At 40.1% G+C, this 26,418-nt stretch carries 23 protein-coding genes and 1 pseudogene; 9 read left to right on the forward strand and 15 right to left on the reverse strand.

What is annotated here, in order from left to right; all coding sequences use genetic code 11:
* Positions 1-267: 267 nt before the first annotated feature.
* Positions 268-2,370: a TonB-dependent siderophore receptor gene (locus IE199_RS08170; protein ID WP_189769046.1), complete on the forward strand. Its 2,103-nt coding sequence runs from the start codon at positions 268-270 to the stop codon at positions 2,368-2,370.
* 76 nt (positions 2,371-2,446) lie between these two features.
* On the opposite strand, the gene rpmG is transcribed toward IE199_RS08170, so the two are convergent.
* The 6 genes from rpmG to radC all read right to left on the reverse strand — a co-directional run bounded on the left by rpmG (position 2,447) and on the right by radC (position 5,281).
* Complete coding sequence (gene rpmG, locus IE199_RS08175) at positions 2,447-2,602, reverse strand: 50S ribosomal protein L33 (protein WP_189769048.1); 156 nt, start codon at positions 2,600-2,602, stop codon at positions 2,447-2,449.
* 10 nt (positions 2,603-2,612) lie between these two features.
* A complete protein-coding gene (gene rpmB, locus IE199_RS08180; protein WP_189769050.1) occupies positions 2,613-2,849 on the reverse strand; it encodes a 50S ribosomal protein L28 in 237 nt (78 codons plus the stop codon).
* Positions 2,850-3,101: 252 nt separating this feature from the next.
* Positions 3,102-3,485 (reverse strand): hypothetical protein, encoded by a 384-nt coding sequence (locus tag IE199_RS08185; protein ID WP_189769052.1) that lies wholly within the window; start codon positions 3,483-3,485, stop codon positions 3,102-3,104.
* Positions 3,472-4,140, reverse strand: a complete 669-nt coding sequence (locus IE199_RS08190) for an AAA family ATPase (protein ID WP_189769054.1) — start codon at positions 4,138-4,140, stop codon at positions 3,472-3,474. Before IE199_RS08190 ends, IE199_RS08185 begins: the two co-directional genes overlap by 14 nt.
* A gap of 68 nt (positions 4,141-4,208) precedes the next feature.
* Positions 4,209-4,514, reverse strand: a complete 306-nt coding sequence (locus IE199_RS08195) for a PilZ domain-containing protein (RefSeq protein WP_189769062.1) — start codon at positions 4,512-4,514, stop codon at positions 4,209-4,211.
* A 92-nt stretch (positions 4,515-4,606) separates the two neighbouring features.
* On the reverse strand, positions 4,607-5,281 hold the full coding sequence (gene radC / locus IE199_RS08200) for a RadC family protein (protein WP_189769514.1): 675 nt from the start codon (positions 5,279-5,281) through the stop codon (positions 4,607-4,609).
* 188 nt (positions 5,282-5,469) lie between these two features.
* On the opposite strand from radC, the gene coaBC reads away from it, so the two are divergent.
* From coaBC to IE199_RS08220, 4 genes are all read left to right on the forward strand, one after another.
* Positions 5,470-6,672 carry a bifunctional phosphopantothenoylcysteine decarboxylase/phosphopantothenate--cysteine ligase CoaBC gene (gene coaBC, locus IE199_RS08205; protein ID WP_189769070.1) on the forward strand — a complete coding sequence of 401 codons (1,203 nt, stop codon included), beginning with the start codon at positions 5,470-5,472 and terminating at the stop codon, positions 6,670-6,672.
* 64 nt (positions 6,673-6,736) lie between these two features.
* Positions 6,737-7,321 carry a nucleoid occlusion factor SlmA gene (gene slmA / locus IE199_RS08210; RefSeq protein WP_189769072.1) on the forward strand — a complete coding sequence of 195 codons (585 nt, stop codon included), beginning with the start codon at positions 6,737-6,739 and terminating at the stop codon, positions 7,319-7,321.
* 108 nt (positions 7,322-7,429) lie between these two features.
* On the forward strand, positions 7,430-8,890 hold the full coding sequence (locus tag IE199_RS08215; RefSeq protein WP_189769074.1) for an aminoacyl-histidine dipeptidase: 1,461 nt from the start codon (positions 7,430-7,432) through the stop codon (positions 8,888-8,890).
* Between the two features lie 102 nt (positions 8,891-8,992).
* Entirely contained in the window at positions 8,993-9,649 is a 657-nt protein-coding gene (locus tag IE199_RS08220; protein WP_189769076.1) for a response regulator transcription factor, read from the forward strand.
* Between the two features lie 21 nt (positions 9,650-9,670).
* Here the strand turns inward: IE199_RS08220 and IE199_RS08225 are convergent, their stop codons facing one another.
* A complete protein-coding gene (locus IE199_RS08225; RefSeq protein ID WP_189769083.1) occupies positions 9,671-13,129 on the reverse strand; it encodes a hybrid sensor histidine kinase/response regulator in 3,459 nt (1,152 codons plus the stop codon).
* 146 nt (positions 13,130-13,275) lie between these two features.
* Between IE199_RS08225 and IE199_RS08230 the strand changes: the two genes are divergently transcribed.
* A complete protein-coding gene (locus IE199_RS08230; RefSeq protein ID WP_189769085.1) occupies positions 13,276-16,569 on the forward strand; it encodes a S41 family peptidase in 3,294 nt (1,097 codons plus the stop codon).
* 76 nt (positions 16,570-16,645) lie between these two features.
* Positions 16,646-17,152, forward strand: a complete 507-nt coding sequence (locus IE199_RS08235; RefSeq protein ID WP_189769087.1) for a GNAT family N-acetyltransferase — start codon at positions 16,646-16,648, stop codon at positions 17,150-17,152.
* On the opposite strand, the gene IE199_RS08240 is transcribed toward IE199_RS08235, so the two are convergent.
* Positions 17,145-17,690, reverse strand: a complete 546-nt coding sequence (locus IE199_RS08240; protein WP_189769089.1) for a flavodoxin family protein — start codon at positions 17,688-17,690, stop codon at positions 17,145-17,147. The genes IE199_RS08235 and IE199_RS08240 overlap by 8 nt on opposite strands.
* Positions 17,691-17,730: 40 nt before the next feature.
* Positions 17,731-18,144, reverse strand: a pseudogene (locus tag IE199_RS08245) (VOC family protein); the annotation flags it as partial.
* A gap of 209 nt (positions 18,145-18,353) precedes the next feature.
* Between IE199_RS08245 and soxR the strand changes: the two are divergent.
* Positions 18,354-18,794 (forward strand): redox-sensitive transcriptional activator SoxR, encoded by a 441-nt coding sequence (soxR, locus tag IE199_RS08250; protein WP_189769516.1) that lies wholly within the window; start codon positions 18,354-18,356, stop codon positions 18,792-18,794.
* A 22-nt stretch (positions 18,795-18,816) separates the two neighbouring features.
* Here the strand turns inward: soxR and IE199_RS08255 are convergent, their stop codons facing one another.
* The 3 genes from IE199_RS08255 to prsT all read right to left on the reverse strand — a co-directional run bounded on the left by IE199_RS08255 (position 18,817) and on the right by prsT (position 22,698).
* A complete protein-coding gene (locus IE199_RS08255; RefSeq protein WP_189769092.1) occupies positions 18,817-19,503 on the reverse strand; it encodes a helix-turn-helix transcriptional regulator in 687 nt (228 codons plus the stop codon).
* Between the two features lie 10 nt (positions 19,504-19,513).
* Entirely contained in the window at positions 19,514-19,822 is a 309-nt protein-coding gene (locus IE199_RS08260) for an antibiotic biosynthesis monooxygenase family protein (RefSeq protein ID WP_189769094.1), read from the reverse strand.
* 80 nt (positions 19,823-19,902) lie between these two features.
* Positions 19,903-22,698, reverse strand: coding sequence for an XrtA/PEP-CTERM system TPR-repeat protein PrsT (gene prsT / locus IE199_RS08265; RefSeq protein ID WP_189769097.1), 2,796 nt, complete (start codon positions 22,696-22,698; stop codon positions 19,903-19,905).
* 233 nt (positions 22,699-22,931) lie between these two features.
* Here prsT and IE199_RS08270 point away from each other — a divergent pair, with 233 nt between their 5' ends.
* Positions 22,932-23,660, forward strand: a complete 729-nt coding sequence (locus IE199_RS08270; RefSeq protein ID WP_189769099.1) for a PEP-CTERM sorting domain-containing protein — start codon at positions 22,932-22,934, stop codon at positions 23,658-23,660.
* A gap of 70 nt (positions 23,661-23,730) precedes the next feature.
* Here IE199_RS08270 and IE199_RS08275 read toward each other — a convergent pair whose 3' ends face one another.
* The 3 genes from IE199_RS08275 to IE199_RS08285 form a co-directional block, all read right to left on the reverse strand.
* The gene (locus IE199_RS08275; protein ID WP_189769101.1) at positions 23,731-24,171 is read right to left on the reverse strand and encodes a hypothetical protein; all 441 of its coding nucleotides are present in this window, start codon (positions 24,169-24,171) and stop codon (positions 23,731-23,733) included.
* A 158-nt stretch (positions 24,172-24,329) separates the two neighbouring features.
* Entirely contained in the window at positions 24,330-26,066 is a 1,737-nt protein-coding gene (locus IE199_RS08280; RefSeq protein WP_189769102.1) for a sodium:solute symporter family protein, read from the reverse strand.
* On the reverse strand, positions 26,066-26,317 hold the full coding sequence (locus IE199_RS08285; RefSeq protein ID WP_189769103.1) for a DUF4212 domain-containing protein: 252 nt from the start codon (positions 26,315-26,317) through the stop codon (positions 26,066-26,068). Before IE199_RS08285 ends, IE199_RS08280 begins: the two co-directional genes overlap by 1 nt.
* Between the last annotated feature and the right edge of the window lie 101 nt (positions 26,318-26,418).

Raw genomic sequence — 26,418 nt, forward strand, 5'->3', positions numbered from 1 at the left:
TCTTATTTTCAGCTTATTAACACACATTCAAATATGTAAATAAATGTGTATTTTACTTTCTTTTAACAAAACTCTTCTGATAGGATCGGTACGTTATAACATAACATTACGTACTCAGCCTGTCATAAAGATATCAAGAGCAGATCTGCTAAAGTATTCGCAAGCAGATTTATTGCTCAAAATTCTCTACACAGCTAATTACGCATACAAACAATATTTTTCTTTTTACTAGTTGTTTTAACTGGTCAACTTTTACTGGATAACCACATGAAAATTTCTGCAGTTCGCTTAGCCGTGATCAGCTGTTTAACCATCCAATCGTCGGCGCTTTTAGCTGAACAGAATTTAGAACATATAGAAGTCACTGGTAAACGCACACCTTTATACGATACACGTGACGTCAATGCAGCAGCACTTGGTATTAAAGATGTTCTGATGCTACCTATTTCTATTCAGTCCTTTTCTGATGCGCTGATCGTCAATCAACGCTCAAAAACCCTAGGTGATATTCTTGCCAATGACGCTTCTGTACAAAATACCTCAATTGGTGCTGTTTTTGATTTTGTCAGTTTAAGAGGCTTTCAACTAGACTGGACTAACGGATTACGCCGAGATGGCCTAGCTCTAGCACCATTTCAAGATGTACCACTAGAAAACATACAACGCATCGATGTATTAAAAGGCCCGTCTGGCATCATTGCTGGCTTTAACAACCCTGGTGGTACCATAAACTATGTCACCAAAAGACCAACGGCTAAACCATTTGCAGAAATCACTGCAGAAGTGAAAAGTCGAGACGGTAAATACCTTCACCTAGACTTAAGTAATACCCTTAAAAATAATGCTAACTTAGGTTACAGGGTTAACTTAGCTGTTGAAGACAATGGTGATTTTACCGGTGGCGATGATTTAACACGATATTTTGCCAGTGCTGCAATAGACATCGCGCCATCAGACAACTCAATTTTAAGACTTGACGCGGATTTTCAAGATAAAAAAATTGCGGCACAACCGATACTTGGCTTGGCTTACGTTGACGATAAACCCGTTTTACCACCTTATGTTGATATGAGTGATGTATTATTAGGGCAGCCTTGGGCCAAATATGAAACCCAGACCACAAACCTTGGCTTACGTTATGATTATTGGCTAAATGACAATTGGCAATGGATTAATCAAATCGCTTATTCAAAAAATGATCGATTTACAATCTTTCCCGACATTTACCAAGTTGACCTTGAAGGTAAGGTTTTATCTTCTGATATTTTAGTAACTCCGGATGAAAGCTATCGTTCAGTATCAGCACACAGTTTTGTTAGTGGAACCGTTTTTCTTGGTGAACTCGAAAATGAACTGGTTGTTGGCGCAAGCATTCGTGATTATCAATCAGAAGATGGGCGTTGGTTTAATGTAAACAACCCTGTTGGCCATATATTTCATCCAATACACACCAAAAAGCCCAAGTATCCACAATACCCACAAGCGACTAAAACAGACACGCGAGAAATTTCCTACTTTGTGACAAATACAATGCAATTTTCAGAGGAATTTTTTGCCACATTAGGCCTGAGACACATCCGATATGAAAAGCAGCAACAGCAACCAAATGCCAATTGGCAAACATTAGACGACCGCAGCTTTAACACTCCAATTATAGGGTTTAATTACAAACTTGATGACAGCTCTGCGTTTTATCTCAGTTATTCAGAAGGCGCGGGTGAAGGGGGAGTCGCCGTTATCGGTAGTGGTGCAATTAATGAAGGTGACTCACTTGGTCCTCAAGAAAGTGAACAATTAGAGCTTGGCTTTAAAATGCAGCTCGACGGCGCCAGTGTATCACTCGCAGTGTTTGAAATTGAAAAAATGCTTGAATATCACAATCACCAAACTAACTACTTCACACAAGACGGTAAGCAGGTTCATCAAGGTATTGAAGCTAACATTAACGGCCAAGTGCACGATAACTTATCCATTGTAGCATCAGCAACTTACATGGATGCCAAGCTCGAAGACTTAGTCGGTGATGCAACACTAAATGGCAATCGACCAGCCAATGTAGCCAAATATCAAGGTAACGTATTCTTAGATTATCAACTATCTGCCATAGAAGGTTTAAGTGCAAATTTAGGTTTGTATTATGTTGGCAACCGTGAACAAAACATCAATAACACGCTAAGCTTACCTTCGTATTCAAAAGTGGATTTAGGTGCAAAATATGAAATACCGCAACACGGAGGCACGGTGCGAGTTAAAGTAGAAAACCTATTTGATAAAGAATATTGGAGTTCTGCTGGCGCTAAAGGTATTGATTGGGGTGTCATGCCAGGTCGCGGCCGTACGGTGATAGCGTCTTATACTTATAGTTTTTAGTCATTCTTAACAATGTTAAGACACCAATAATAAAAAACCCGACGAATGCCGGGTTTTTATAACTTGGAAACAAGAATTACTTAATTTTCGCTTCTTTGTAAATTACGTGCTTACGAATTTTTGGATCAAACTTTTTGATTTCCATCTTCTCAGGCATAGTCTTTTTATTCTTGTCTGTAGTATAAAAATGACCTGTGCCAGCACTAGATACTAAACGAATTTTATCACGCATGATTTATTCCTTAGATTTTTTCGCCACGGGCACGAATATCAGCTAATACTGCATCAATGCCTTTCTTGTCGATAATACGCATTCCTTTCGGAGTTAAACGTAATTTAACGAAACGGTTTTCACTCTCAACCCAAAAACGGTGAGATTGAAGGTTAGGTAAGAAACGACGACGAGTTGCGTTTCTTGCGTGAGAACGGTTGTTCCCAACTACTGGTTTTTTGCCGGTTACTTGGCAAACTCTAGACATGTGAGTCACTCCAAAATTAATTTCAGCTCGAGCTATATTTCCCCATGGCCGTCGCCTCGGGATCCTGAAAAAGGTGGCATATTATAGTGAAACTGATTATTGAAATCTAGTTTTAATCACCCTTAAGTGATCATTTTGTACAAATAAACTTTATAAACAACGAGTTAAAGATGGTTTTTGTGCAATAAATAGCAAATTGTAAGCCCATAGAGCGTTTATTTGCTACCCGCTTTGGGCTAATAATGAACAAATTTAGTTTACATTAGAGTCTAAAAGTTTACTCAATTTCTCTTGCTGTTCTTTATTGCACAATTCATTTATTAAGATGCGAATAATGTGTGATTTTGCTAAATTCGTTTCCAATGATAAAGAGTGCAATTGCTTTATCGCTTCTTCACTAAGCGTAAATGTAGCATGTCGATACGGCTTTTTATTTTCTTCTTCTCTTTGTTTTAATTGGCTAGCCGCTGCTAAGGCTTCTTTTAAATCAGCAGGATGGTTCACACCTTCACTCACCAGTTGCGGATTACCTTTGGCATAGTTTTCCGCATCAGCAATAAATTCATCTACTGTGAAGGTTCTTTTCTTTTTATTATCTTTGCCATCCGTGCTTTTTTTTAAATCAGTTAAACTCATGTGAGTTGTCCGGTTTCATCGCTAAAAGCTCCTCTGCAATGGCAATAATTTCACTCGCAGCTTTGCCATCAGGATCAATTTCCAATACAGATGACCCTTTTTCTTCACTGTCATCATATATATTTCGGTTGTATGTAACAGAATCTAACACATTTATGCCATATGAACTACACACCTCTTTAGCTTCAAGTATTCTATTGGCTTGAGTAGGCAATGCGGGGCACTGGGTAATAACAAATGAGGCTAACATTTTTGGATTGACCATTTTACAGGTGCTAAGCATATCTTCCATATGCGGCACCGTTTTTAGATCTCGACGTTTAGGGCGTAGCGGAATAACGACATGCTCAGCAACCGACATAGCCGCTCGAAGCGCAAGGTTATCTTGACCACCGCAATCAACAATAACATAGTCGTAGTGCTGTTTAAGGCTAAGTAAATCATTGCGAATTTTACCGTACAACTGAATACAGTTTATCGCAGGTAAAGTGGGATCGGTATTTCGTGCTTGAATCCAATCTGACGTGGTGCGTTGAGGGTCACAATCCACCATTAACACAATCGCATTTTTATGCTTTGCAAAATAAACGGCTAAGTTTTGGGCCATACAGCTTTTGCCGCTGCCACCTTTTTCGCCGCCAACTAAGATCATCATATCGCCGAATCCTTCTACTACTACAAATTTTTAATGAAGTTTATTCAGTATAGACTAATTATTAAGGGTTATTCGTCCAGCCTAAGTGCAATTTCAAACCAGCCATTATCTTGTTGAATACAACGAATGACTTTTCCTTTAAGTTGTTGCGAATTTTTCGCTGCAGCCTGGAAAACAACCGTTGTTTCTGTATCCAAAGGAATCGCCTGATCACAATCGAGTTTTAAGCCGCCTTTAGAGAAGTCTAAACATGCAATTTTTTTATTGATTACTTGCCCTTGTTCATTGGTCCAGTGAATGTCTATCAGTTCTTTTTCCATATCAAGACGCATGGCTTGTCTGCGTTCAGATTGCTGATCATCTTGCTCGTTCATAAACCCCCCCTTACTTTTCCAATTACTTTAAAATTAACGGTGAAATAAAATATGTGCAAGCTATTTGATTATTATTTATCCGCGAGAAAACGTCACAGTAACCGATTGTCAGCAAAGGAGTAGCTTTTGTGACCAGCTACAATGATGTGATCTAGCACTTTAATATCAATGAGGTCTAACGCTTGTACAAGCTGTGTAGTTAAGCGAATGTCAGCATTACTTGGTGACGACAACCCTGAAGGATGGTTATGCGACAAAATCACGCTCGCAGCTCGATGTTTAAGTGCTTGTTCAGCAACAACTCTTGGATATACCGCCGCAGCATTAATGGTGCCGTAAAACAGTTTGTCAAAGCTGATGACCTGATGCTGTGTATTTAAAAACAAAACCGCAAAAACTTCTCGCGTTTCATCTCGCAACTGTGCCACCAAAAACTGTTTTGAATCTTGTGAGCTGGTTAACGCTGTTTTTTGCTGTAATTCTTCTGTTAAATATCGTTTTGACATTTCAAGACAGGCTTGAAGCTGCACAAATTTCGCCACTCCTAAACCCCTAATATGGCAAAATTCTTCTTTATTGGCCTGAAATATTGCCGAGATACTGCCAAAGGTATTGAGCAGTTGTCGAGCAAGGCTGACCACGTCGGTTCCTTTCACTCCTGTCCTAAGAAATATCGCCAACAGCTCTGCATCTGACAGGCTTGGCGCGCCAAAGTGTAAGAGCTTTTCTCTTGGCTGCTCCTGAATAGGCCATTCTTTAATCATAATTGCTTCCTTGCATCTTAACCTTTAAAACGCTAACTGCTTTGTTTCCATCCATAGAAAAGTGCTTAATCACAGTTAATTTATTCGGTGTAAATTTGTTGTACAGCTACCTATTGGGTAGCAATGTTAAATTTCATCGTTTGATGATATTCTTTACAAAACCTTTAAAAACATAGCTCGAAATCAACCATATGCAAAAGCTTGCAGGCAAAAACATTCTTCTTGGTATTACTGGCGGTATTGCTGCTTACAAAACCCCTGAACTTGTCAGGCGCATTAAAGATCATGGTGCAAATGTTCGAGTTGTAATGACAGATAGCGCTAAAGCCTTTGTTTCACCTTTATCCCTGCAAGCAGTATCAGCCAATGCGGTTTCAGATAGTTTGCTCGATAAAGAAGCAGAATTAGCCATGGGACATATAGAACTAGCCAAGTGGGCTGACCAAATTGTCATTGCACCTGCAAGTGCAAATACCATGGCCAATATTGCACATGGTATGGCCAGCGATTTGTTAACCACTATCGTGCTCGCCACCACAGCGCCTATTGCAATAGTTCCAGCAATGAACCAACAAATGTGGCACACTGCAGTCACCCAACAAAACGTTGAGCGACTACAAGCCCTCGGATTTAGTCTTTGGGGCCCTGGGCAAGGTGAGCAAGCATGTGGCGATGTTGGTTTTGGTCGCATGATCGAAGTTGAAGACATTGTTGAGCGTTTATGTGCAACACAAGAGCAACCATTACTCGGTCAACATTGGGTAATAACCGCTGGCCCAACGCGAGAAGCAATAGACCCTGTTCGTTACATCTCAAACCATAGCTCGGGCAAAATGGGCTATGCCATCGCGGCTCAAGCAGTCGCGGCTGGAGCATCCGTTTCGTTAATCTCTGGTCCAGTAAATTTAGCACCACCACAAGGCTGTGAATTAATTGCCGTGGAAAGTGCACAACAGATGCATCAAGCAGCGCTGACTTTAGCCCCTAAAGCCAATGTTTTTGTAGCCTGTGCTGCAGTAGCTGACTATCGTTTGGCTAAAGTTGCTGATCAAAAAATGAAAAAAACACCAGGTCAAGATGAGCTAACATTAACCCTGGTAAAAAACCCAGATATAGTGGCAGACGTCGCTAAACTTGCCGATAAACCTTTTACCGTAGGTTTTGCGGCTGAAACGCAAGATGTTGAGCAATATGCAAAAGACAAACTAGCTCGTAAAGGTTTAGATTTAATCGCCGCCAATAACGTCGCTATTGAAGGTCAGGGGTTTAACAGCGATCAAAATGCACTGACCGTTTATAGTGCAAACAATGCCTTTGATTTACCCTTGGGCAATAAGTCAGCTGTTGCAAAACAATTGATTGAGATAATTGCGCGTCATTTTGATGAAAGTTAAAACATAAATCGTTACAATCAGCAACACTAGACGCTATTAACAAGAATAACTTAGAGAATTATTTATGTCGGTTTCTCAAAAACCTAACCGTAAACAGCAAATCTTAGAATGTTTAGCATTAATGTTACAATCTAGCCCTGGCCAACGTATCACTACAGCAAAATTAGCTGAACAGGTTGGCGTATCAGAAGCGGCACTTTATCGTCACTTCCCTTCAAAAGCTCGGATGTTTGAAGGCTTGATTGAGTTTATTGAAGAATCGATTTTTTCGCGCGTTAACCTTATTTTATCTGATCACAAAGAGGCGCTTGTTCGCTGTCATCACATCTTACATGTGTTGCTTATTTTTGCTGAGCGTAATCCAGGAATGTGTCGTATTTTATCTGGTGATGCACTGATGGGAGAAAACGAACGTTTACGCACTCGTGTTAACCAGTTTTTTGAAAAACTAGAATCCCAATTTAAACAAATTTTGCGTGAACGTAAGCTAAGAGAAGGCAAAGGTTTTGAAATTAATGAATTGGCACTAGCCAATATTCTTGTCGCTTTTGCTGAAGGAAAAATTAGCCAGTATGTACGTTCTGGATTTGATAAAAAGCCAAGCGACAACTTTAACGATCAATGGCTATTTTTAATGGCAAGCAAATAGCGTCCAATCTAAATTTTATCCAAAAAAACGCTGAATTATCGGCGTTTCTTTTTATATATTCGACATTAAAACAACTAATATTTTTAACGCACCCAATGAGGAATCAACGTGAGTCAACTGTCTTCTCTAGCACCTAATGGTTTATGGCAACTATTTGAACAACTTTGTGCCATTCCACGACCTTCGAAACACGAGCAAAAAGTGTCGCTTTGGATCCAGGAATGGGCCAAAGATTTAGACCTAAACGTATCAGAAGACGATGTTGGTAACTTATTGATCAAAAAGCCTGCTACTGCCGGCATGGAAAACCGTCGTGGCGTAATATTGCAAGCACACATGGACATGGTACCGCAAAAAAATAGTGATAAGGTTCACGACTTCTTAAATGACCCAATTGAAGCTTATATTGATGGCGATTGGGTTACGGCAAACGGTACTACACTAGGTGCTGACAACGGAGTTGGCCTTGCTTCAGCACTGGCAGTATTAGCCAGTAACGATATTGCCCATGGCCCTTTGGAAGTGCTAATTACCATAGATGAAGAAGCGGGAATGACCGGGGCATTTGGTTTAAAAGCCAATTGGCTTGAAGGCGACATCCTGATCAACACGGATTCTGAACAAGAAGGTGAAGTGTATATGGGCTGTGCGGGAGGCATAGATGGTACGATTCGTTTTCCACTAAATATAGAGCCTGTGCAAGCCGACACCACAGCGTTTAACTTATCTATTTCTGGATTAAAAGGCGGTCACTCCGGTGTTGATATTCACACTGGTCGCGCCAATGCATGTAAACTATTGGTTCGCTTTTTACTGAATGCTAGCGAACAGTTTAATCTTCGATTAACAGAACTAAACGGCGGTAGTTTACGCAATGCTATTCCACGTGAAGCTGATGCAAGCTTCGTCATTGCTAACGCTGATATTGACGCATTTAAAGCGTCACTAGATGAATATTTAGCCACCATTAAGCACAATCTTGCAGCGATTGAAACTGATATTAGTATGTTGCTAATTTCGCCTGAAGATTTTGACGAATGTTGGACTGCAGAAACTCAGCGCACTATTTTAAAAGCTTTAAACGCTTGTCCTAACGGCGTATTGCGTATGAGCGACGATATAGAAGGTATTGTTGAAAGCTCATTAAATCTTGGTGTTATGCGCACTAAAGGACCACGTTTTGAAGCCATGACTCTCATTAGAAGTTTACACGATGATGGCCGATTAGATGCTCAAACTATGGTCCAGTCAGTATTTGACTTAGCAGGAGCGCAAGTCGAGTTCTCTGGCGCATACCCAGGTTGGAAACCAGATACCAACTCAGCGGCAATGAAAACAGTGCGCGACACCTATCAAGAGTTGTTTGGTAATATTCCCGAAATTATGGTGATTCACGCTGGTTTAGAGTGTGGTTTATTTAAAACAGCATACCCAAATTGGGACATGGTTTCTTTTGGCCCAACCATTAAATTCCCACATTCACCTGATGAAAAGGTTGAAATTGCTTCAGTTAACAAATATTGGCAATTACTGGTCGGGGTACTTTCGCGTATTCCAGAAAAGGGTTAATATCAATGAAGTAGAAGGGATACTTTGATACGCTAGCAAGCACTAGGGCATTGTGTATAGCTAGCGTATATCGCAACTTAAGAGAGGTTTTGGGCACACACTATGATCCAGCCACAACAAGTAATAATAGCTGATGATCACCCATTATTTAGACAAGCACTGCTAGATACGTTAAAAGTCCAGCTGACACAAACTCAATGGGTAGAAGCACAAACGATTGATGAATTAGAGCATCAATTAGTGACACATCAAGAGGCAGATCTACTGCTACTCGATTTAAACATTCCCGGTGCTCACGGGTTCAATACCTTGATTCATGTTCGCAATCATTACCCACAAATTCCTGTTGTGGTGGTATCTGCTTACGAAGATCACGACACTATATCTAAAGCAATGGAATACGGCGCGGCAGGGTTTGTGCCTAAATCAACACCTGTTAATACCATATTGGATGCTATTCAAAAGGTATTACTCGGAGATGTTTGGTTACCTAACTCATTTCAAGCTTCAAACAATGGTGAACAAGATGGCGATATCGCTGAACGTGTTGCCAGTTTAACCCAGCAGCAGTATCGTATTTTGATGATGTTTGCCCAAGGCTTGTTAAACAAACAAATCGCCTACGAGCTGAATGTATCAGAGGCGACAATTAAAGCCCATGCCACCGCTATCTTTCGCAAACTAAACGTTAGAAATAGAACTCAAGCTGTCATCGCTATTGGTCAGCTAGATATTACTGACAACAGCTTTACCGAATAGTCGCTAGTTGTTTACCCTATACTAGGGAGCATTATTTGCTCCCATGTATTTGTCTTGCAACTTTTTCGCTAACATAGCGCTCATCATAGCTCTTAAAGCCGCTGGTTTTACCATCTTACGCATATAGCCTACATCCGCTTGTTGTGTCTTTTGCTCTATATCTTCATCTGTAGTCGCAGTAATGAGAATCGCAGGTAAATAGTGGTTACATTGCTGTCGTATCTTAGCGATAAGCGTCAACCCGTTATGATCATTATTAAGTTGATAATCAACTAATAATATTTCTATATCATTGCCATGTTCACCAAACATGGTTAACGCTTGCTCATAGGAATCCGCTGCTAACACCGTACATTGCCAGGTTGAGAGTAACTCCACCATACCACTTAATACGTCTGGGTCGTTGTCGATGCACATCACGGTAATATCGCTAAAACCTACCTTGATCATAGGTTTTTCAATTACAGGTTTTAAATTAGCTTTCACTTGCTCCATTTCAAGCGTAAATTTACAACCCTGCATGTGCTCTGATTTAAGTCCCAACTTATGTCCCAATAATTGGCTTAAACTCTGTGTAATGTTCAAACCTAAACCTAGACCTCGGCCTGAGTTTGATGCTTGTGGAGTATTGAGCTGAGTAAACTGTTCAAACACTAGGCTTTGCTTTTCTATTGGAATACCTGGGCCATTGTCCAATACTTGAATAACAACTTTACCTTGATAGCACCTTGCTCCAAGTAACACCTTGCCGGGGCTTGCGTAGCGAAAAGCGTTGCCAATTAAATTTTGTAATATACGCCTTAGTAGATAACGATCAGATTTTATCCAAGCAGAACTTGGAATAACCCGAAATTCAACACCCTGCTCTTTAGCTGACGCAGAAAACTCCCGATACAACTCATTAAACAGTGGCTGCAGCGCAATATGCTCTAGCTGAGGTTTAATATTCCCACTTTCAATACGTGCTATTTCCGCTAGATCAGCAAGTAAATCATTGGCCACCTTTAACGAATTATCTATGTTTTTTACCTGTCTTCTTTGCGTTTCATTGAGGCTTTCTTGGTCCGCCAGCGCAGAGGTAAACAAACGAGCCGCTTCTAATGGTTGCATCAAATCGTGACTACATGCTTTTAAATACAAACTCTTTTTAATATGTGCCTGTTCTGCTTTTTGTTTTGCGACCTCTAACGCTTCATTTGTTTGCGCAAGTTTTTGAGTTCTTTCTCTAATAATGGCTTCTAAGTCGACATTTTCAGCTTTTAATACTTGTTCTGCTTGTCGATATGCAGTGATATCCGAAAACATCATAACAAAGCCTCCATCAGGTAGGGGATTGCCTTCAATGCGTATCACTTGGCCATTGTCTTTTTGTCGCTCAGAACTATGAGAGCTACCCGAACGAAGAAAGTCGAGACGCTTTTTCACTTGTAGCTCGGTATCACCTTCACCAACAAGACCATTAGAAATGTTATACCTGATCAATTTTTCAATCGGTACGCCTTTGTAAATAAGCTCTTGAGGATATTTAAATAGATCTAAGTATTTTTTATTCCACGCAACTAGGTTTAACTCGTTATCAACAATAGAAATCCCTTCACTAGCATTTTCAATCGCGCTTTGTAGTAAGGTTTGAATATGTAGTTGTTTCTGATTAGACGCATCTTCAACCAATACCGCTATTTCATCTAACGCGATATCACGACCATCTAGCGCCGAGGACAGTACCAGCTGTGCAGAAGATGACCCCATGACACTGGCCAGTGTATTTTCGGTATGTTGCAATAACAACTGATTGTAATTAACTGCGCCCAATGATTTTTTATCATGTTGATTATTAAACAGTTGGAAACTGTCCGCGGCTTTTTCAATGCCGACAAAACGTGACACCAACAGCTCTAACTCATGGCAATTAATTTTGCGTGTTTTTTTCGAGTTTGCTTGAAGGTTTGGTGTTTGCCACTCCATGAAAAGTGACGCCTGCATTCGCTCTTGCACACTTTGTCGGCTAATTTTAGATAGCGCCCACATAACAAAAACATTCATTGCTAAACTCAATAAACTTGCCGTGGTATTGGCAGGTAAAATGCCGTCACTAAAAGGTGGGTGATATAAACCAAACTGCGGTAAAAAGTTCAACATAAACCACATCAAAAAACCCACCATAATGCCACCGTAAACCCCAGTTAAACTAGCTCTTCGCCAGTAAAATGTTGCAATAAGTGCAGGGGTTAATTGAGCAATAGCGCCAAAAGCAATTTCGCCCAAAGAGCTTAGTGTATCGGGCGAGGCCATTAGAAATACGCCATAACCCAATAAACTGACAATCAGTACCAAATACTTACGTATTGTTAACAACCGGTGCCTAAAATGCTCATAGTCGGTATGACGGGTTTTATTGGAACGAAATAAAAATGGAAACACAATTTCATTACTCAACATGGTGCTTAAAGCGATTGTCGAGATAATAATCATTGAACTAGCGGCTGAAATGGCACCAAGAAACGCCACTAAGGTCAACCAAGTTTGCTCTTGAATCCAAGGTAAAAACAGCACATAAGTATCGGCAGGTACAGAGTCCCCTAATAAAATATGCCCAGCTAAGCCCAAAGGCGCTGCAAATAGAGCAAACACTAACAAATACAGAGGAAATACTCGGCGGCTTAACCAAGTATCTCTTTCATCTTTTAACTCTACAACCATCACCTGAAATTGTCTTGGCAAGGATAAAAATGCCGCCATCACTATCACTAACATTGCCAGCATCGACAATAAATTAGGTGTATTAAAGTTTTGATAAAGCTGCTTATTAGCTTCGGATTGATGCCAAATATCGCTTGGCGAATCAAATAAAAAGAAGGTAACAAATACACCAACGGCTAAAAAAGCAATCAGCTTAACCAAACTTTCAAATGCAATTGCTAATACAACACCTGGGTGACGCTCTGTTACATCAATGTTTCGAATACCAAAAACAATCGTAAAACCTGCAATGACTAAGCTTACGATCAACCCAAAACCCCAAGTACTGACCACATTGCTTGCTTGCAATTGCTGGAAAGAATAAACAATGGCTTTAAGCTGCAACGCGATATAAGGCATAGTGCCAATTAGCGCCACAATAGTGACTAAAATGGCGAGGTTGTGAGACTTACCAAAGCGCGCCGCTAACAAATCGGCTATCGAGGTTAAATTCAGTTTGATACTTATTCGAATAATGCGTTTGATAAACGGCCAGAAAAAAACAAATAAGATGATCGGGCCTAAATAAATGGGCAAATGAGAAAGAAAATTGGTTGCTGCTTGTCCTGTAGTTCCTAAAAAACTCCAAGAGGTACAGTAAACCCCAAGCGATAACGCATAAATAACACTTTGACGCTGTTTTACAAGCTTGTGGCGATACTTATCCCCTAAAAAAGCGATCAGAAACAGTAACCCGATATAACTAATACTGATCAGGGTTAATTGCCAATTAGGAAACATAGTGAACTCAAGGTAAATCTACTGTTAGTGTAACTTTCCAAAATTCGCCATCAAAATCAATTAGATTTTGGTCTAATGTGATTAATCTAGATAAATATGGGTTATAGTCGAACCGTTGCATCAACTAAAACAATAAGAATTTAACTATGAAAACGTTACTTACTGTCGCGGCACTCGGCATTATCAGTGCATTTTCGGCCAATGCCGAACAAGAAACCCGCCTATTGAGACAACCCACCATTAGCGAAGATCATATTAGCTTCATTTATGGTGGCGATGTGTGGTTGGCCGATTTAAAGGGTAATAATGTAAAACGTATGACCAGTACGGCAGCGGTCGAAACAGAACCACATTTTTCACCTGACGGAAAAACGCTAGCTTTTAGCTCGAATCGGCAGGGCCAATATTCTGTTTATACTGTACCAATTAATGGTGGAGAACCAACACGCTTAACCTGGCATGCCAGTGACGCCATGGTAAAAGGTTGGACGCCGGACGGCAAAAGTATTCTATTTTCATCGACACGAGACACCGCACCTAAATCTTACCATCGCCTTTGGACAGTTCCTGTATCAGGCGGTGCAACTTCTTTAGTTTCGTCGCAATGGGGCTTTAATGGCGCTTATGCCGATAATGGCAAACAACTGATCATCGACCGTATGTCGCGTTGGGATACCGAGTGGCGAAACTACCGCGGTGGGCAAAATACGCCGCTTGTATTATTAGATACACAAACTCAAGAAGAAGTGCTTTTACCCAATGAAAAAAGTGTCGATATCGAGCCTGTTTGGCTAAAAGGTAAAGTGTACTTTTTATCTGATCGCGATTGGGTATCTAACGTTTGGTCATATGATCCAAAATCAAAAAAGTTGGAACAACTCACCGAATTTAAAAATGCCGATATTAAGCAGTTAGCCAGCAATGGTAAAAAGTTAGCGTTTGAACAAAATGGCGACTTGTATACTTTTGACGTAAAAAAACGCAAAGCCAGTAAATTAAAAATCAACATAAATGCCGATTTTCCTTGGGCAGAAACAAAGTGGCAAAATGTTTCTAGAAACGCAACCAATGGTTCACTTTCACCTTCGGGCAAAAGAGCCTTGTTTGAGGCCCGAGGTGAAATTTTTACCGTGCCAACAGAACATGGCACAACGCGCAATTTAACCCAAGATCAAACCTCAGCTGATCGAGCGCCGATTTGGTCTCCCAATGGTGACAAAATTGCTTGGTTTTCCGATCAAGGCGAGCAAGGTTATCAATTGCTTATTCAATCGCAGGACGGCTTAGGTGACATCGAAACTATCAGCATTGGCGAATCAAAAATGGCATGGGAGCCTCAATGGTCACCCGATGGCAAATACATCGCTTTTGTTGACGATGATGTGCGATACAGATTAATTGATTTATCTTCAAAAACCATCACAACTTTAGATGTAGGTGGCAATAATTTAGAACGTGGTCGCACAGGCTTGACCTGGTCTCCAGACTCTAAATGGCTATCCTATGGTAAACAAGCAGCCAATGGCTTCAGCCAAATTTATGTTTGGTCACTTGAACAAAATAAAACACAAGCAATCACCAATCCTATGGCCAACTCTATTTCACCTGCTTGGGATCGAGATGGCAAACACTTTTATTTCCTAGCCAGCACAGATTATGGCTTAGACAGCGGTTGGGCTAATACTAGCTCTATGTCTGCTGATCACGAATATGCGCCATATATTATCAACCTGACGGAAAAGCAAGACTCTCCTTTTGCACTGCGTAGTGACGAAGAAAAAGTTAAAGCAACGCCAGAGTCAAAAGATGAAGCAAATTCTGCAGAGGGTAAAGACGATGCAGATAATGACCAAGCCGAAAATAAACCGAAAAAGAAAGGGAAAAAGGACAAAGAAGTAAAAGTTGTCATCGACTTTGACAATATTGAACGACGTATTATGCCACTCCCGATGCCAGAAGGTAATTATCGCTTTGTTATGCACGGGCCCAAAGGTCACGCTTTTTTTGCTAAACGCGCTGATGGTAGCCGAGGGCTTTCGCTGGAAAAATACAGTATTAAAGATAGAAAAGCCAAGTCTTTTATTAGTGGTGTAAGTTCTGCTGTTATTTCCGCTGACAATAAAAAGCTCTTGGTTAATGCTAAAAATAATTGGCATGTTGTCGATGCAACCAAGGCAAATGCAAAACTTAAAAAGCCATTGAAACTTGCATTAGAAACAAAACTTAATCGTCAGCAAGAGTGGCGACAAATGTTTGTCGAAGCATGGCGTTATCAAAGAGACTACTTCTACGATCCAAACATGCATGGTCGAGACTGGAATGAAGTTTTTTCTCGCTATGAGCCATTAGTTAAACATGTAAAACACCGCGCAGATCTGACCTATTTACTCGATATGGTCAATGGTGAATTATCTGTTGGACACAGTTTTGTCTATGGCGGCGACCACCCAAAAGTAGAACAACGACGTGCTGGTCTGCTTGGCGCTGACTTAGCGCCAGATCAGGGTTTTTGGCAAATTCAACGTATTTATACCGCCGAAAGTTGGAATCCAAAACTTAAAGGCCCTTTAGATCAGCCCAATGTAAAAGTCGCCAATAACCACTATATTGTCGCCATTAATGGCGAGCAGTTAACGGCAAAAGACAATCCGTTTAAACTCTTAGACGGTACCAAAGGTAAACAAATTACTTTAACAATAAACGATAAGCCGTCCACTGACGATACATGGACTGTCATTGTCGAGCCGATCGGCAGTGAAAACAGCTTAAGACAACGTACCTGGGTTGAAGACAACCGCCGCTTAGTTGATAAACTGTCTGATGGAAAATTGGCTTATGTCTGGGTACCGAACACCTCATCACCTGGGTTTACCTCTTTTAACCGTTACTACTTTGCCCAACAAGACAAAATGGGCGCAGTCATTGATGAGCGTTTTAACGGCGGCGGACTTTTAGACGACTATATGGTCGATTTAATGAATCGAGAATTGCGTGCCGCTATCACCAATGAGGTTCCTAATGGCAAACCTATGTTGTTACCTGCGGGCATTAAAGGTCCAAAAGTACTACTCATTAATGAGCTTGCAGGCTCCGGTGGTGACTACTTCCCTTGGGCATTTCGCCAACAAAAAGTAGGCAAGCTAATTGGCGCAACAACATGGGGAGGCGTAGTGAAATCTTCAGTTCATTATCCGCTGGTTGACGGTGGCCGATTAACGGCACCTGACAACGCGGTATTTGATCCAATCAACAACGAGTGGGTCGGTGAAAACATTGGTATTGCCCCTGATATATTTGTTTACCAAGATGCTAAGTCTTTATCGCAAGGTAAAGATCCTCAGTTAGAGCGAGCAGTACAAGAATTAATGAAGCAACTTGCAGGTAAAGAAGCTAAAACAGTCAAGCCACCGCGCTTTTCTACTCCAGCAATCAAACCATAGTTGAATTCTTTTCAATTGCGCATCATGGCGTCTAGTTTATGCTAGGCGTCATGCTTTATTTCACTAAAATCATTCGATGGTAACCGTAAGATCAGTAAAACACTCTGACGCACAAGCAATTAGCGATATTTACAATCATTATATTGTTGATTCAGTTGCAACATTTGAAGAACAAAAGGTTTCCGCGCAAACCATTCAACAGCGGATAGAAACCACTAAAGCGCAGCAGCTTCCCTGGCTGGTATTATCGGATCATAATAGAATTTTAGGCTACGCATATGCAGCCCAATGGAAACATCGTTCGGCCTATCGTTTTTCAGTTGAAACCACTATTTACCTTGCTCCTGATGCAAAAGCTAAAGGTTATGGTTCAACACTTTATTCAACACTGTTTGAACTATTAAAAAGTTTACCCGTGAATAGCATCATTGCCGGTATCACTTTGCCCAATGAAAGTAGCGTCAAACTCCATGAAAAAATGGGCATGAGACAGGTAGCCCATTTTGAGGAAGTTGGTTTTAAATTTGGTCGTTGGCTCGATACAGGTTATTGGCAAATAATATTGAATCATGCCATTAACTAATGCTTGAAGCTGTCGATGGTTGCTGTACAAACAGAGAGTTTGCCGCTTGCTCCACCTGCCTTAACATTAAAAAATGGTTATTGCTCTCTGTCTCCAACGTTGAATAATGGGCATAAAAATGTCCTCGAAACTGCATATCAAAGTAATCCATGGTCAATTTAAATGGTTCAATAAAACATTCAGGAGCAAGCGGTTGAGCCCCAGTTGACAACACAGCATAGTGTTTGTCTTTAAAGCGTCGTCCAAGGTCTTTGCGCACGGTTAATAAATCAGATAACCGATCAAAAAAAACTTTCATCTGTGCTGACATGGCGTACCAATAGACCGGACTGGCAAAAATGATCAGCTCATAATCGAGAATATCTTCAATAATTCGAATAAAATCATCGTGTCGATTTCTATGTTCGTAGTCATAAAAGAAGATATCAAAATCGCTGATATCGATCACATCAGCACCCTGTTTATTGGCTAGTTCATCAGCAAATCGTCGGGTATTGCCTTGGGCATTAGAAGTACCAACTAGGATTACGGTATTCACGCTCATTCCCTCTAAATGTGTTAGTTTGTTGTTGATTGTCATATTGATTTCTTTGTGAAGGTATATCAGTTAAATACTCAACAAATTCAATTTCATAACCGTTAGGATCTATGTAATAAACATTTTTTCGATATTTATTTTCCGCGCCAATTTTGTCAGGTGGAAAACCCGCAAGCTTCAACCGTTCAATAAGCGACTCTATATCTGACGTTACAAATGCAAAGTGCGATAATCCCAAGGTATTACTGGTTAAATCGCGATTTTCTCCCTGACCTTGATCATTAAACGTCAGATAGTTGTAATCATCGCCAAAATGTACCCAATTTCTGGCTACTCCGTACCAAGTTGCAGCCTCACCACCACGTACTTTCCAATGTGGAAAAGCGGCTTGATAAAACGCTAAAGTCTCAGAAATATCTCGAACGACTAAATTTAAGTGCTCCAATCTAATCACTTAAAACCTCCATTACTTGTTTTGCATTGCGCAATTGAAATAGGTGAAATACAGCTGATAAAAGCGTGTAAGATCGATAACTTGTTCATGTGAATCTTTCATGTTGATGCCTCTTTTGTTATTGTTGTTGGCAAGTCTAAAACCTCAAGTCAAGTTGAGGTAAAGCACTTTTTTCACAAAATTAAAATTTATTTTCATTGGAGTTTATGATGCAAGAAGCAAATCTATCGGTGGGGCATGTCGCCAAGCGCGCTGGAGTAAAAGTATCAACACTGCATTTTTATGAGGATAAAGGTTTAATTAAAAGCTGGCGAAATACTGGCAATCAACGACGCTACAAACCCGAAGTACTTAGACGAGTTTCGGTGATCAAAGCGGCACAAAAAATGGGGGTTTCATTAGAAGAAATTAAGCAAGCTTTTGCCAATTTACCTAATAATCGCACGCCAACAAAAGAAGATTGGGACAAGCTTGCTAGTCAATGGCGAGAATCTCTCAATGAGCGAATTAATTACATGCAAAGGCTTAGAGATTTGTTATCTGGTTGTATTGGCTGTGGCTGTTTATCATTGAATAGCTGCCCTATTTACAACCCCGAAGATGAATTAGCGAATAAAGGTAGTGGCCCAGTTATTTTAGATAAAAAATAAAAACTGTATGCTAGGTTATACGTTAAGAATGACAGGCAAATTGACTTAAATAATGCTTTAGTGATTTAGTTTCCAGTTTTTCGAACTGAATATCTAAACATGTCAAAGACACGATGCGATCAATACGAAACTCTCGATAATCTTGACGTAATAAACAAAAGGCAATCAAGGTCCACTTACCTCCCCAGTATACTAATCCTAATGGTTCGATATTTCGGCTGGAAAAACGCTTTTGTTCATCTTGATATTCAATGTTAATGGTTAAACAGCTCTCTACCGCGGCTCTCAGATCACTGGCCAATTGCGCAAGGTTTTTATTTTGTAAAAACTCAGGTACCAGTAACAATTCGCTTTGATCTTGTTGTTTAAGGCGCTCAGGTAAAATAGCGGTAATTTTATCTAAGGCCGATACGGCTCCCCTTGCCGCCACACTGTCGCCCCAAGTTTTTACCATTTTTGACCCTAAAATTAGAGCCAATAATTCTTCACTGGTAAACATTAATGGTGGTAACTCAAAGTGCCGATCGAGTCGATATCCTATGCCCGCTTCACCTTCAATAGGCACTCCTGATAACATCAAGGCTTGAATATCTCGATAAATAGTGCGTTCCGAAACCTCAAGTGTTTCTGACAACTGCTTTGCCGTAATTGCCAAGCGCCTGCCTCTGAGCAAGGTAACTAATTGAAAAAGACGTTCAGCCTTACGCATAGGTTGTCCTTTAGTTAATGCCTAGTGTAGAGCATACGCTAGTGTGTTCAATGGTAACAGACTCAATGTTTATAAGCTGACCAATCAACTTGCACACATCTGAAGCATAAAAAGATTGCTGGGCGCTCGTTGCAGCTTCCATATTTTGCCAATAAATAATATCAAGAAAACTGCCATCATCCCTTTTGGATAATGAGCGGTGGATCAAGCCTGCTTGCTGAGACAAAAACTGTTTCATTTGTTCATCTGTTCGCAAAAAGTCATCCTCTGTGCAATCAGAATCTAAGGAAAAGTGCACAACTTCAACTACGTTCGACATGAGTTATTCCCCTCATTATAAAAGTCGAGCCTAGTTTAATAGATCACTACTGACAGTTAATGTCAGTAGTGTTTATTTGATTAACTCTTTGATTTAGCAGTAAGTGTTTTAAGTAACTCGATTGCTTGTGTTTTGTCATCAAAGCTTTCAGCACTGTTAACAGCTTCCGCTAAAAATGAAACCGCTTCCTTTTCACGATTTAAAGCAATCAGTGTTTTGGCAATATGGTATTTAATGTCAGCTCGATTGTTATCAATGGCCAAGGCTTTTCTAAAATGTGGTAGCGCCGTTTGATATTCTTTTAAAAAATACAGTGCCTGACCTAGAGTATCTAGCGCATTAGGCGACTGGCCATTAGCATCAACCGCCTGTTGAGCCAACTCTCTAGCCTTTGCATATTCTTCCAACTGTAATGCGATGTAAGCGGCATTATTGAGTACTGTTGGCGTTGGCTGAGCACTGATCAATTGCTGATAAATACTTTGTGCAGGTGCCCAATCTTGTTGCTTGATATACACTTCAGCTAAAGACATATTAAGCACAGGATTGTTTGGAGTTAGCGCTAGTGCAGTTTCAATTCGCTCTTTAGCCAACGTCAGCTTATTTTGAGTGATATAGATATGTGCAATCGCCACTTGAGCATTGACCTGTTGTTTTGGCAAGGTATCGAGTACGTCGATTGCTTGTTGATACATGGCGTTTTCGATTAACACTTGTCCATGCAACATCACCATATCATCGTCTTTTAGTAACTTTTGATGTGCGATAAATGTATCTAACGCCTGTTTAAATTTGCCATTTCGACGATACAAATTAATCAATGCTGAAATCGCGTTGGCATTTCTATCCCAAGCAATGGCTCTTTTGTAATAAACCACGGCATTGGCATTATCATTATTGTCACTGTAGCTTTGAGCAATTTTTAGATAATTTGCTGATTTTTGTTTATCCGTTAGCGACAGCTTAAAAGCTTGTTGCAGTGTATCGATTGCCTTTTGTGGTGAACGATTAAATCGATACAACTCTCCTAATAACGCATAAACGGCATAGGTTTTCTCATTGGCGTCAGCAAACTTAGTGACAATATCTATGGCGACATTTGCTTGGTTTAGAAAAACGTTTAACAAGGCAAATGATTCAACCAACTCAAAATTATTGGTATCTGTTAAATAGGCTTTTTCTGCCCAAGTATAACTTTGTTGGTAAGCGCCAACTTTTCGATACTTAGTAGATAAAGCCAACAACAGCTCAGCATTATGAGGGTGCTGTTCTGCTAACGACACCAGCAGCTCTACCGCTTGTTTTTCTTGATGATTAGCAAACAATAACTGAGCTTTTTCTATATGAGCGTGCATATCTTGCGGGTCTAAAGTGGCTGCTCGTTCTAGGTAGGACAATGCTTGCTTTTGATCCCCTTTAAGTCGCCACAACATTCCAGCTTGCTTAATGTATTCCGCATTATCTGGCTGTTGTTCAATCTGCTGCTCAACTATTGAAATAGCGCTATCAATGTCATTTCGCCTTAAATAGGAATAAACCAACAGGTTTTGCAACTCAGTTTGCACTTCGGCATTTAACGACTGAGTCGGCGTTTCTTGCAAGGTTGCAATAGCAAGCTCTAGTTGTTTATCGGCCACTAGCGCTTTGGCAAATTCAAGATTAAGTTCAGCATTATCAGGTGCAAGTTGATGTGCTTCTTTAAAATAAAGTAATGCCTTTTGCTGATTATTCTGCGCCAAATAAGCAGAACCCAACATGGTTAAAACAATGACATCATCAGACTTAACAAGATAGGCTTTATTTAATGCGCTAATAGCCGACGTATAATCTTTTAACTTCAAACTAATAGCAGCTGATAATCGCATCGCTCGAACGCTTTTTGCATCAATGTCTAGATAAGAAGTGATGTAACGCTGAGCCAGCTCTAAATTATTTTGTAAAAAGTAAGTAAAGCTTGCCAGATAATAATAACTTGGGTGTTGATTGAGGTAGCTAGTAGGGAAATGTTCTATCAAAGAGTTAATTTCTTTTAGCGCTTGTTCAGCTGCACGTTTATTGCCGCCACGAGAAGCAACGACAGCTTTCAAGAAAATGAATCTGGGCTCAAATTCATTAACGTTAAGCCCAGTCTCTATATCTTGGTCTGCTAGTTCGAGTTTATCTTGTTGAATGTATACACTAGCTCTAATGGCTAAACTATTAATATCATTTTCGTTTTCATTTAATGCAGCGTTTGCCGCTGCAAGAGCTCGATCGAGTTCTCCACGATTGATATAGACTGTTGCCAACATTGCCCACGCTTTAAGAGGTGGTAAAAAGGCCGCGGTGACTTCATTTAAAACTCGCTCAGCTTGAACATAATTATGTTCAATTAAGTGCAGCTGCGCCACACCCAGTTTTGCGTCTAAATTGCCACTATTTAATGTCACCGCATCATTAAAATCGGCCTTGGCTAATTTATAGTGTCCTAAACCTATTTTTGCTAGGCCTTGCATTACCAACACTTGATCGCGAGGTAAGTTAGGCAGTCTTTCTGACGCCAATAATGACAAAGTTTCGTTATATTTACTTTGTAAAATATACGCTTGAGCTAAATGTAAAATTAAGCGACTTTTATCTATATCACTCGACATCATTTGCTTTATTTCAGTTTCAGCTAAATGACCATTGCCTTGAGCAATCAATAACTGCGCCATTAACAGTTTTGCTGATAAGTTATTGGGCTCTTCACTTAACAACTGTTTTAAATACACTTTGGCGTCATTGTATTGATGGTTTTGAAAGGCAATCTGCGCCTTTTCAAAAGTTTGGTTAGCATGTACTACATTGACTTGACTAACAAACAGGCAACATAGTGCAAGATAAAACGTCCGCATATTGAACATATAGTTCCTTCTTGTGATTGTTATGTACAACTATAAGTGATCTTTAAATATCATACCTCACTATGAGGATGAATCTAATAAGTGTCTATATTTTTTACAACTTGCCATATTTATCGGAAACGTTTCACCATAACTATATGTTTTTTATCTTATATAACTTTTAGGTGCGAATCTTGCAGAGTAAGTTATAATTACACAAGCCTGTTTTACTACGGTTGGTTTCGATGAAAAAATTGATGAAATGGTTAACACTTGGGTGTTTAACTACATTACCTCTAATGGCAAGCGCGTCATATACAACAGTGCATGCAACGGTAAATGTTAAATCTGCCTGTGAAAAAAATGCAGAACAAAATATGCTAGGTGATATTGGCATAGGCAAGACAGATAAAGGCTTTAGCAGTTGCAATATTTTTACCTATGAAAATAACCAATATGTAGAAATTTCTCCTGTGGTTGCTAAGTTTAATCAAGGTGAAAGTGCTGAGATAAACACTGATTATGTCGGTAATGCTCCAGTTGACAGCAGCGATTGGCGTTTCAGTAGTCAAAATGATACTAATTGGAACTTTGCAGACGGTCAAACAACTGCTGCTGCAACAACAAGCGGATCATGGCGCTACAGTGACGACAATGGTATTCATATTCGTTACTGGGCTATCAAAGCAGGTGCACAAGAGTTTAATCTTTTCTGGAAGGTCAGTAATGATGACTATGCCGCTTATTGCTCGGCTAGCGGTACCTTTAACTTAGCTTGTTTAACGGCGGCAATTACTACAGACAATGGTACTTGGCATTCACCAAGTAACGGTAATAATACCGCTCAGCTGTCAAACATTACTTTCTTCAACAGCAAAAACCCAGTCAACGTAACAACTAGCATACCTGAGCCTAGTATGTTGATGATGTTTTTACTTGGTTTGTTAGGTTTGACGTTAAGACGCAAAGCCTAATTGCTCCGAAAAAAGCTTATAAAAAAGCTCGGTAATACCGAGCTTTTTTTATTGGTAAAATTGCGCAAACTTACTTCACGGTTTGTGTATAAAATTCTGCGATATATTTGCCACCTTTAATTTCACCGATAAAGCGCAATTTATATTTTTCACCTTTGTTGGCGATTAGCTCACCCAGTGGTGTTTCACGTTTCCAGTAATAAGGGCTGTCTTTCATTCCTAATTGATAAGGTGTTGCTTCCCCTTGAGTATCTACTAAAAACAAGGTTGCAGTGTCTAATGGATAAGTTGAATTAACGGTTGTGACTATTCCTTGATGCATCACATTAATTTCAAATTCGCCAGATTTTAAAATACAGTTATCGTTAAATACGTCACAATGCCCCATCGGTTTAAGTTCAAACAGCTTTAATTCATTGGCCTGATCTTCTAAATATAGATCTGATAATACATAGCCACCAATAATTAAAAATGGCGCTAAAAACATCGCAAGCTTGGAGTGACGCGTCATAAAATATGCCTTTTCATTGTTTTTATAAATTTTTGCTTAACTGACTAATTAACTGTTAAAGAGCAAACTAAGCAAACGTTTATATCGATTATCATTATCAAAATAAAGGCCCCAATTCAATGAATTAGAGCCTTTGTTAGCTAATTATAATTAATCAATTAATGATCGTGAGCTGCCGCTATTTCACCATGTGGTGTACGGAAGTTAGTGACCAAATCTTGAATTTCTTGTGGCGCTGGCTTGGTTAACTTAAGTACGGTAAAGGCAACAACAAAGTTAACTAACGCACCAACTGAGCCAAAGGCATTTGGTGAAATATCAAAGAACCAATTAGGTTTCATGTCACCTAAGAAAGACGTACCAGGAATAAACATGATGCCTTTATGCTGGAATACATAAAGCATAGTAACACCAATACCCGCACACATACCTGCAATCGCAGCTTGTGAGTTCATCTTCTTAGAGAATATACCCATCATCAATACCGGGAAGATACTTGATGCCGCTAAACCAAAGGCAAGAGCAACCGTCCCTGCGGCAAAACCAGGCGGATTAAGCCCCAAATATCCAGCTCCCAAAATCGATATGGTCATGACAATTCGACTGGCCAGCAGTTCACTTTTCTCAGACATGTCCGGCATTAACACCCCTTTCATTAAGTCATGAGATACTGCTGAGGAGATTGCCAACAATAAACCTGCCGCAGTGGATAATGCAGCTGCAAGACCACCAGCAGCTACCAAAGCAATGACCCAGTTTGGTAAGTTAGCGATTGAAGGGTTAGCAAGTACCATAATGTCACGGTCAACTTTTACCATTTCATTGGTAGTAGCATCTGCAGTATATTGGATTTTGCCATCGCCATTTTTGTCTTCAAATTGAAGTAAACCCGTTTTTTCCCAGTCTTTAAACCATTGTGGACGCTCAGCATACTCAAGGTTTTGACCTGCCGCAGGCTCAATGGTATTCATCAAGTTAAAGCGAGCCATAGCACCAACAGCAGGAGCAACAGTGTAAAGTAAAGCAATAAACACTAAAGCGTAACCAGCAGATTGACGGGCAGCTTTTACTGAAGGCACGGTGAAGAAACGCATAATAACGTGTGGCAAACCAGCTGTACCTATCATCAATGATAAGGTATAAGCAAACATTTCGACGTCACCCAAGCTAGAAGTAGTATATTCTTTAAAGCCCAGTTCTGTGACGACTTGGTCAATCTTATCAAGCAAGTAAACACCGCTGCCGTCGGCTAACGTTGAGCCTAAACCAAGTTGTGGAATTGGGTTACCTGTTAACTGTAATGAAATGAATATTGCAGGAATGGTATAAGCTGTGATCAGTACTACATATTGTGCAATTTGTGTATAAGTAATGCCTTTCATACCACCTAATGTGGCATAGACAAACACAACAAACATGCCAATGTATAAACCCATTTCGTATTCAACTTCTAAGAAGCGCGAGAATGCAACACCTACACCTTTCATTTGGCCGATGATATACGTTACCGAAGCAATAATTAAACAAACTACCGCAACAATACGCGCTGTTCTTGAGTAAAAACGATCACCAATAAATTCGGGTACAGTAAACTTGCCATGTTTACGCATATAAGGCGCTAAACACATTGCTAGTAATACATAACCACCGGTCCAGCCCATTAAAAATACCGAGCCACCATAACCTAAGAAAGCAATCAGACCAGCCATTGAGATGAAAGACGCAGCACTCATCCAGTCGGCACCAATCGCCATACCGTTTTGCAGTGGTGTAATACCACCACCTGCTGCGTAAAATTCGCTAGTAGAGCCTGCTCGTGCCCACCAAGCTAAGAAAAAATATAAACCGAAAGTGCCACCAACGGCAATCCAAGTATAGAGTTTTAACTCATCCATTACGCGTCCTCCACGTTATATTTCTTGTCGAGGTCGTTCATTTTCTTGCCATACCAGAAAATGAGTGCAACGAATGTATAAATTGAGCCTTGTTGTGCAAACCAGAAACCTAGTTTGTAACCACCTAGACGAATTTCATTTAGTGGCTCGACGAATAAAACGCCACAGCCAAATGAAACCACGAACCAGATAACAAGACAGATGAAAATTAGGCGCAGATTTTCTGACCAATAATTTTGCTTGTCTTCCATTGTTTTCTCCTAGCATAGAGCGTTTTAGCGCTCATTATCACGCGTTTGTTTTTGTTGTACGCGTTGTTGTACCTGTTGTTTTTGTAGTTAGGTTCACTATA

Source organism: Thalassotalea marina, from assembly GCF_014656435.1.
Taxonomy (GTDB): domain Bacteria; phylum Pseudomonadota; class Gammaproteobacteria; order Enterobacterales; family Alteromonadaceae; genus Thalassotalea_C; species Thalassotalea_C marina.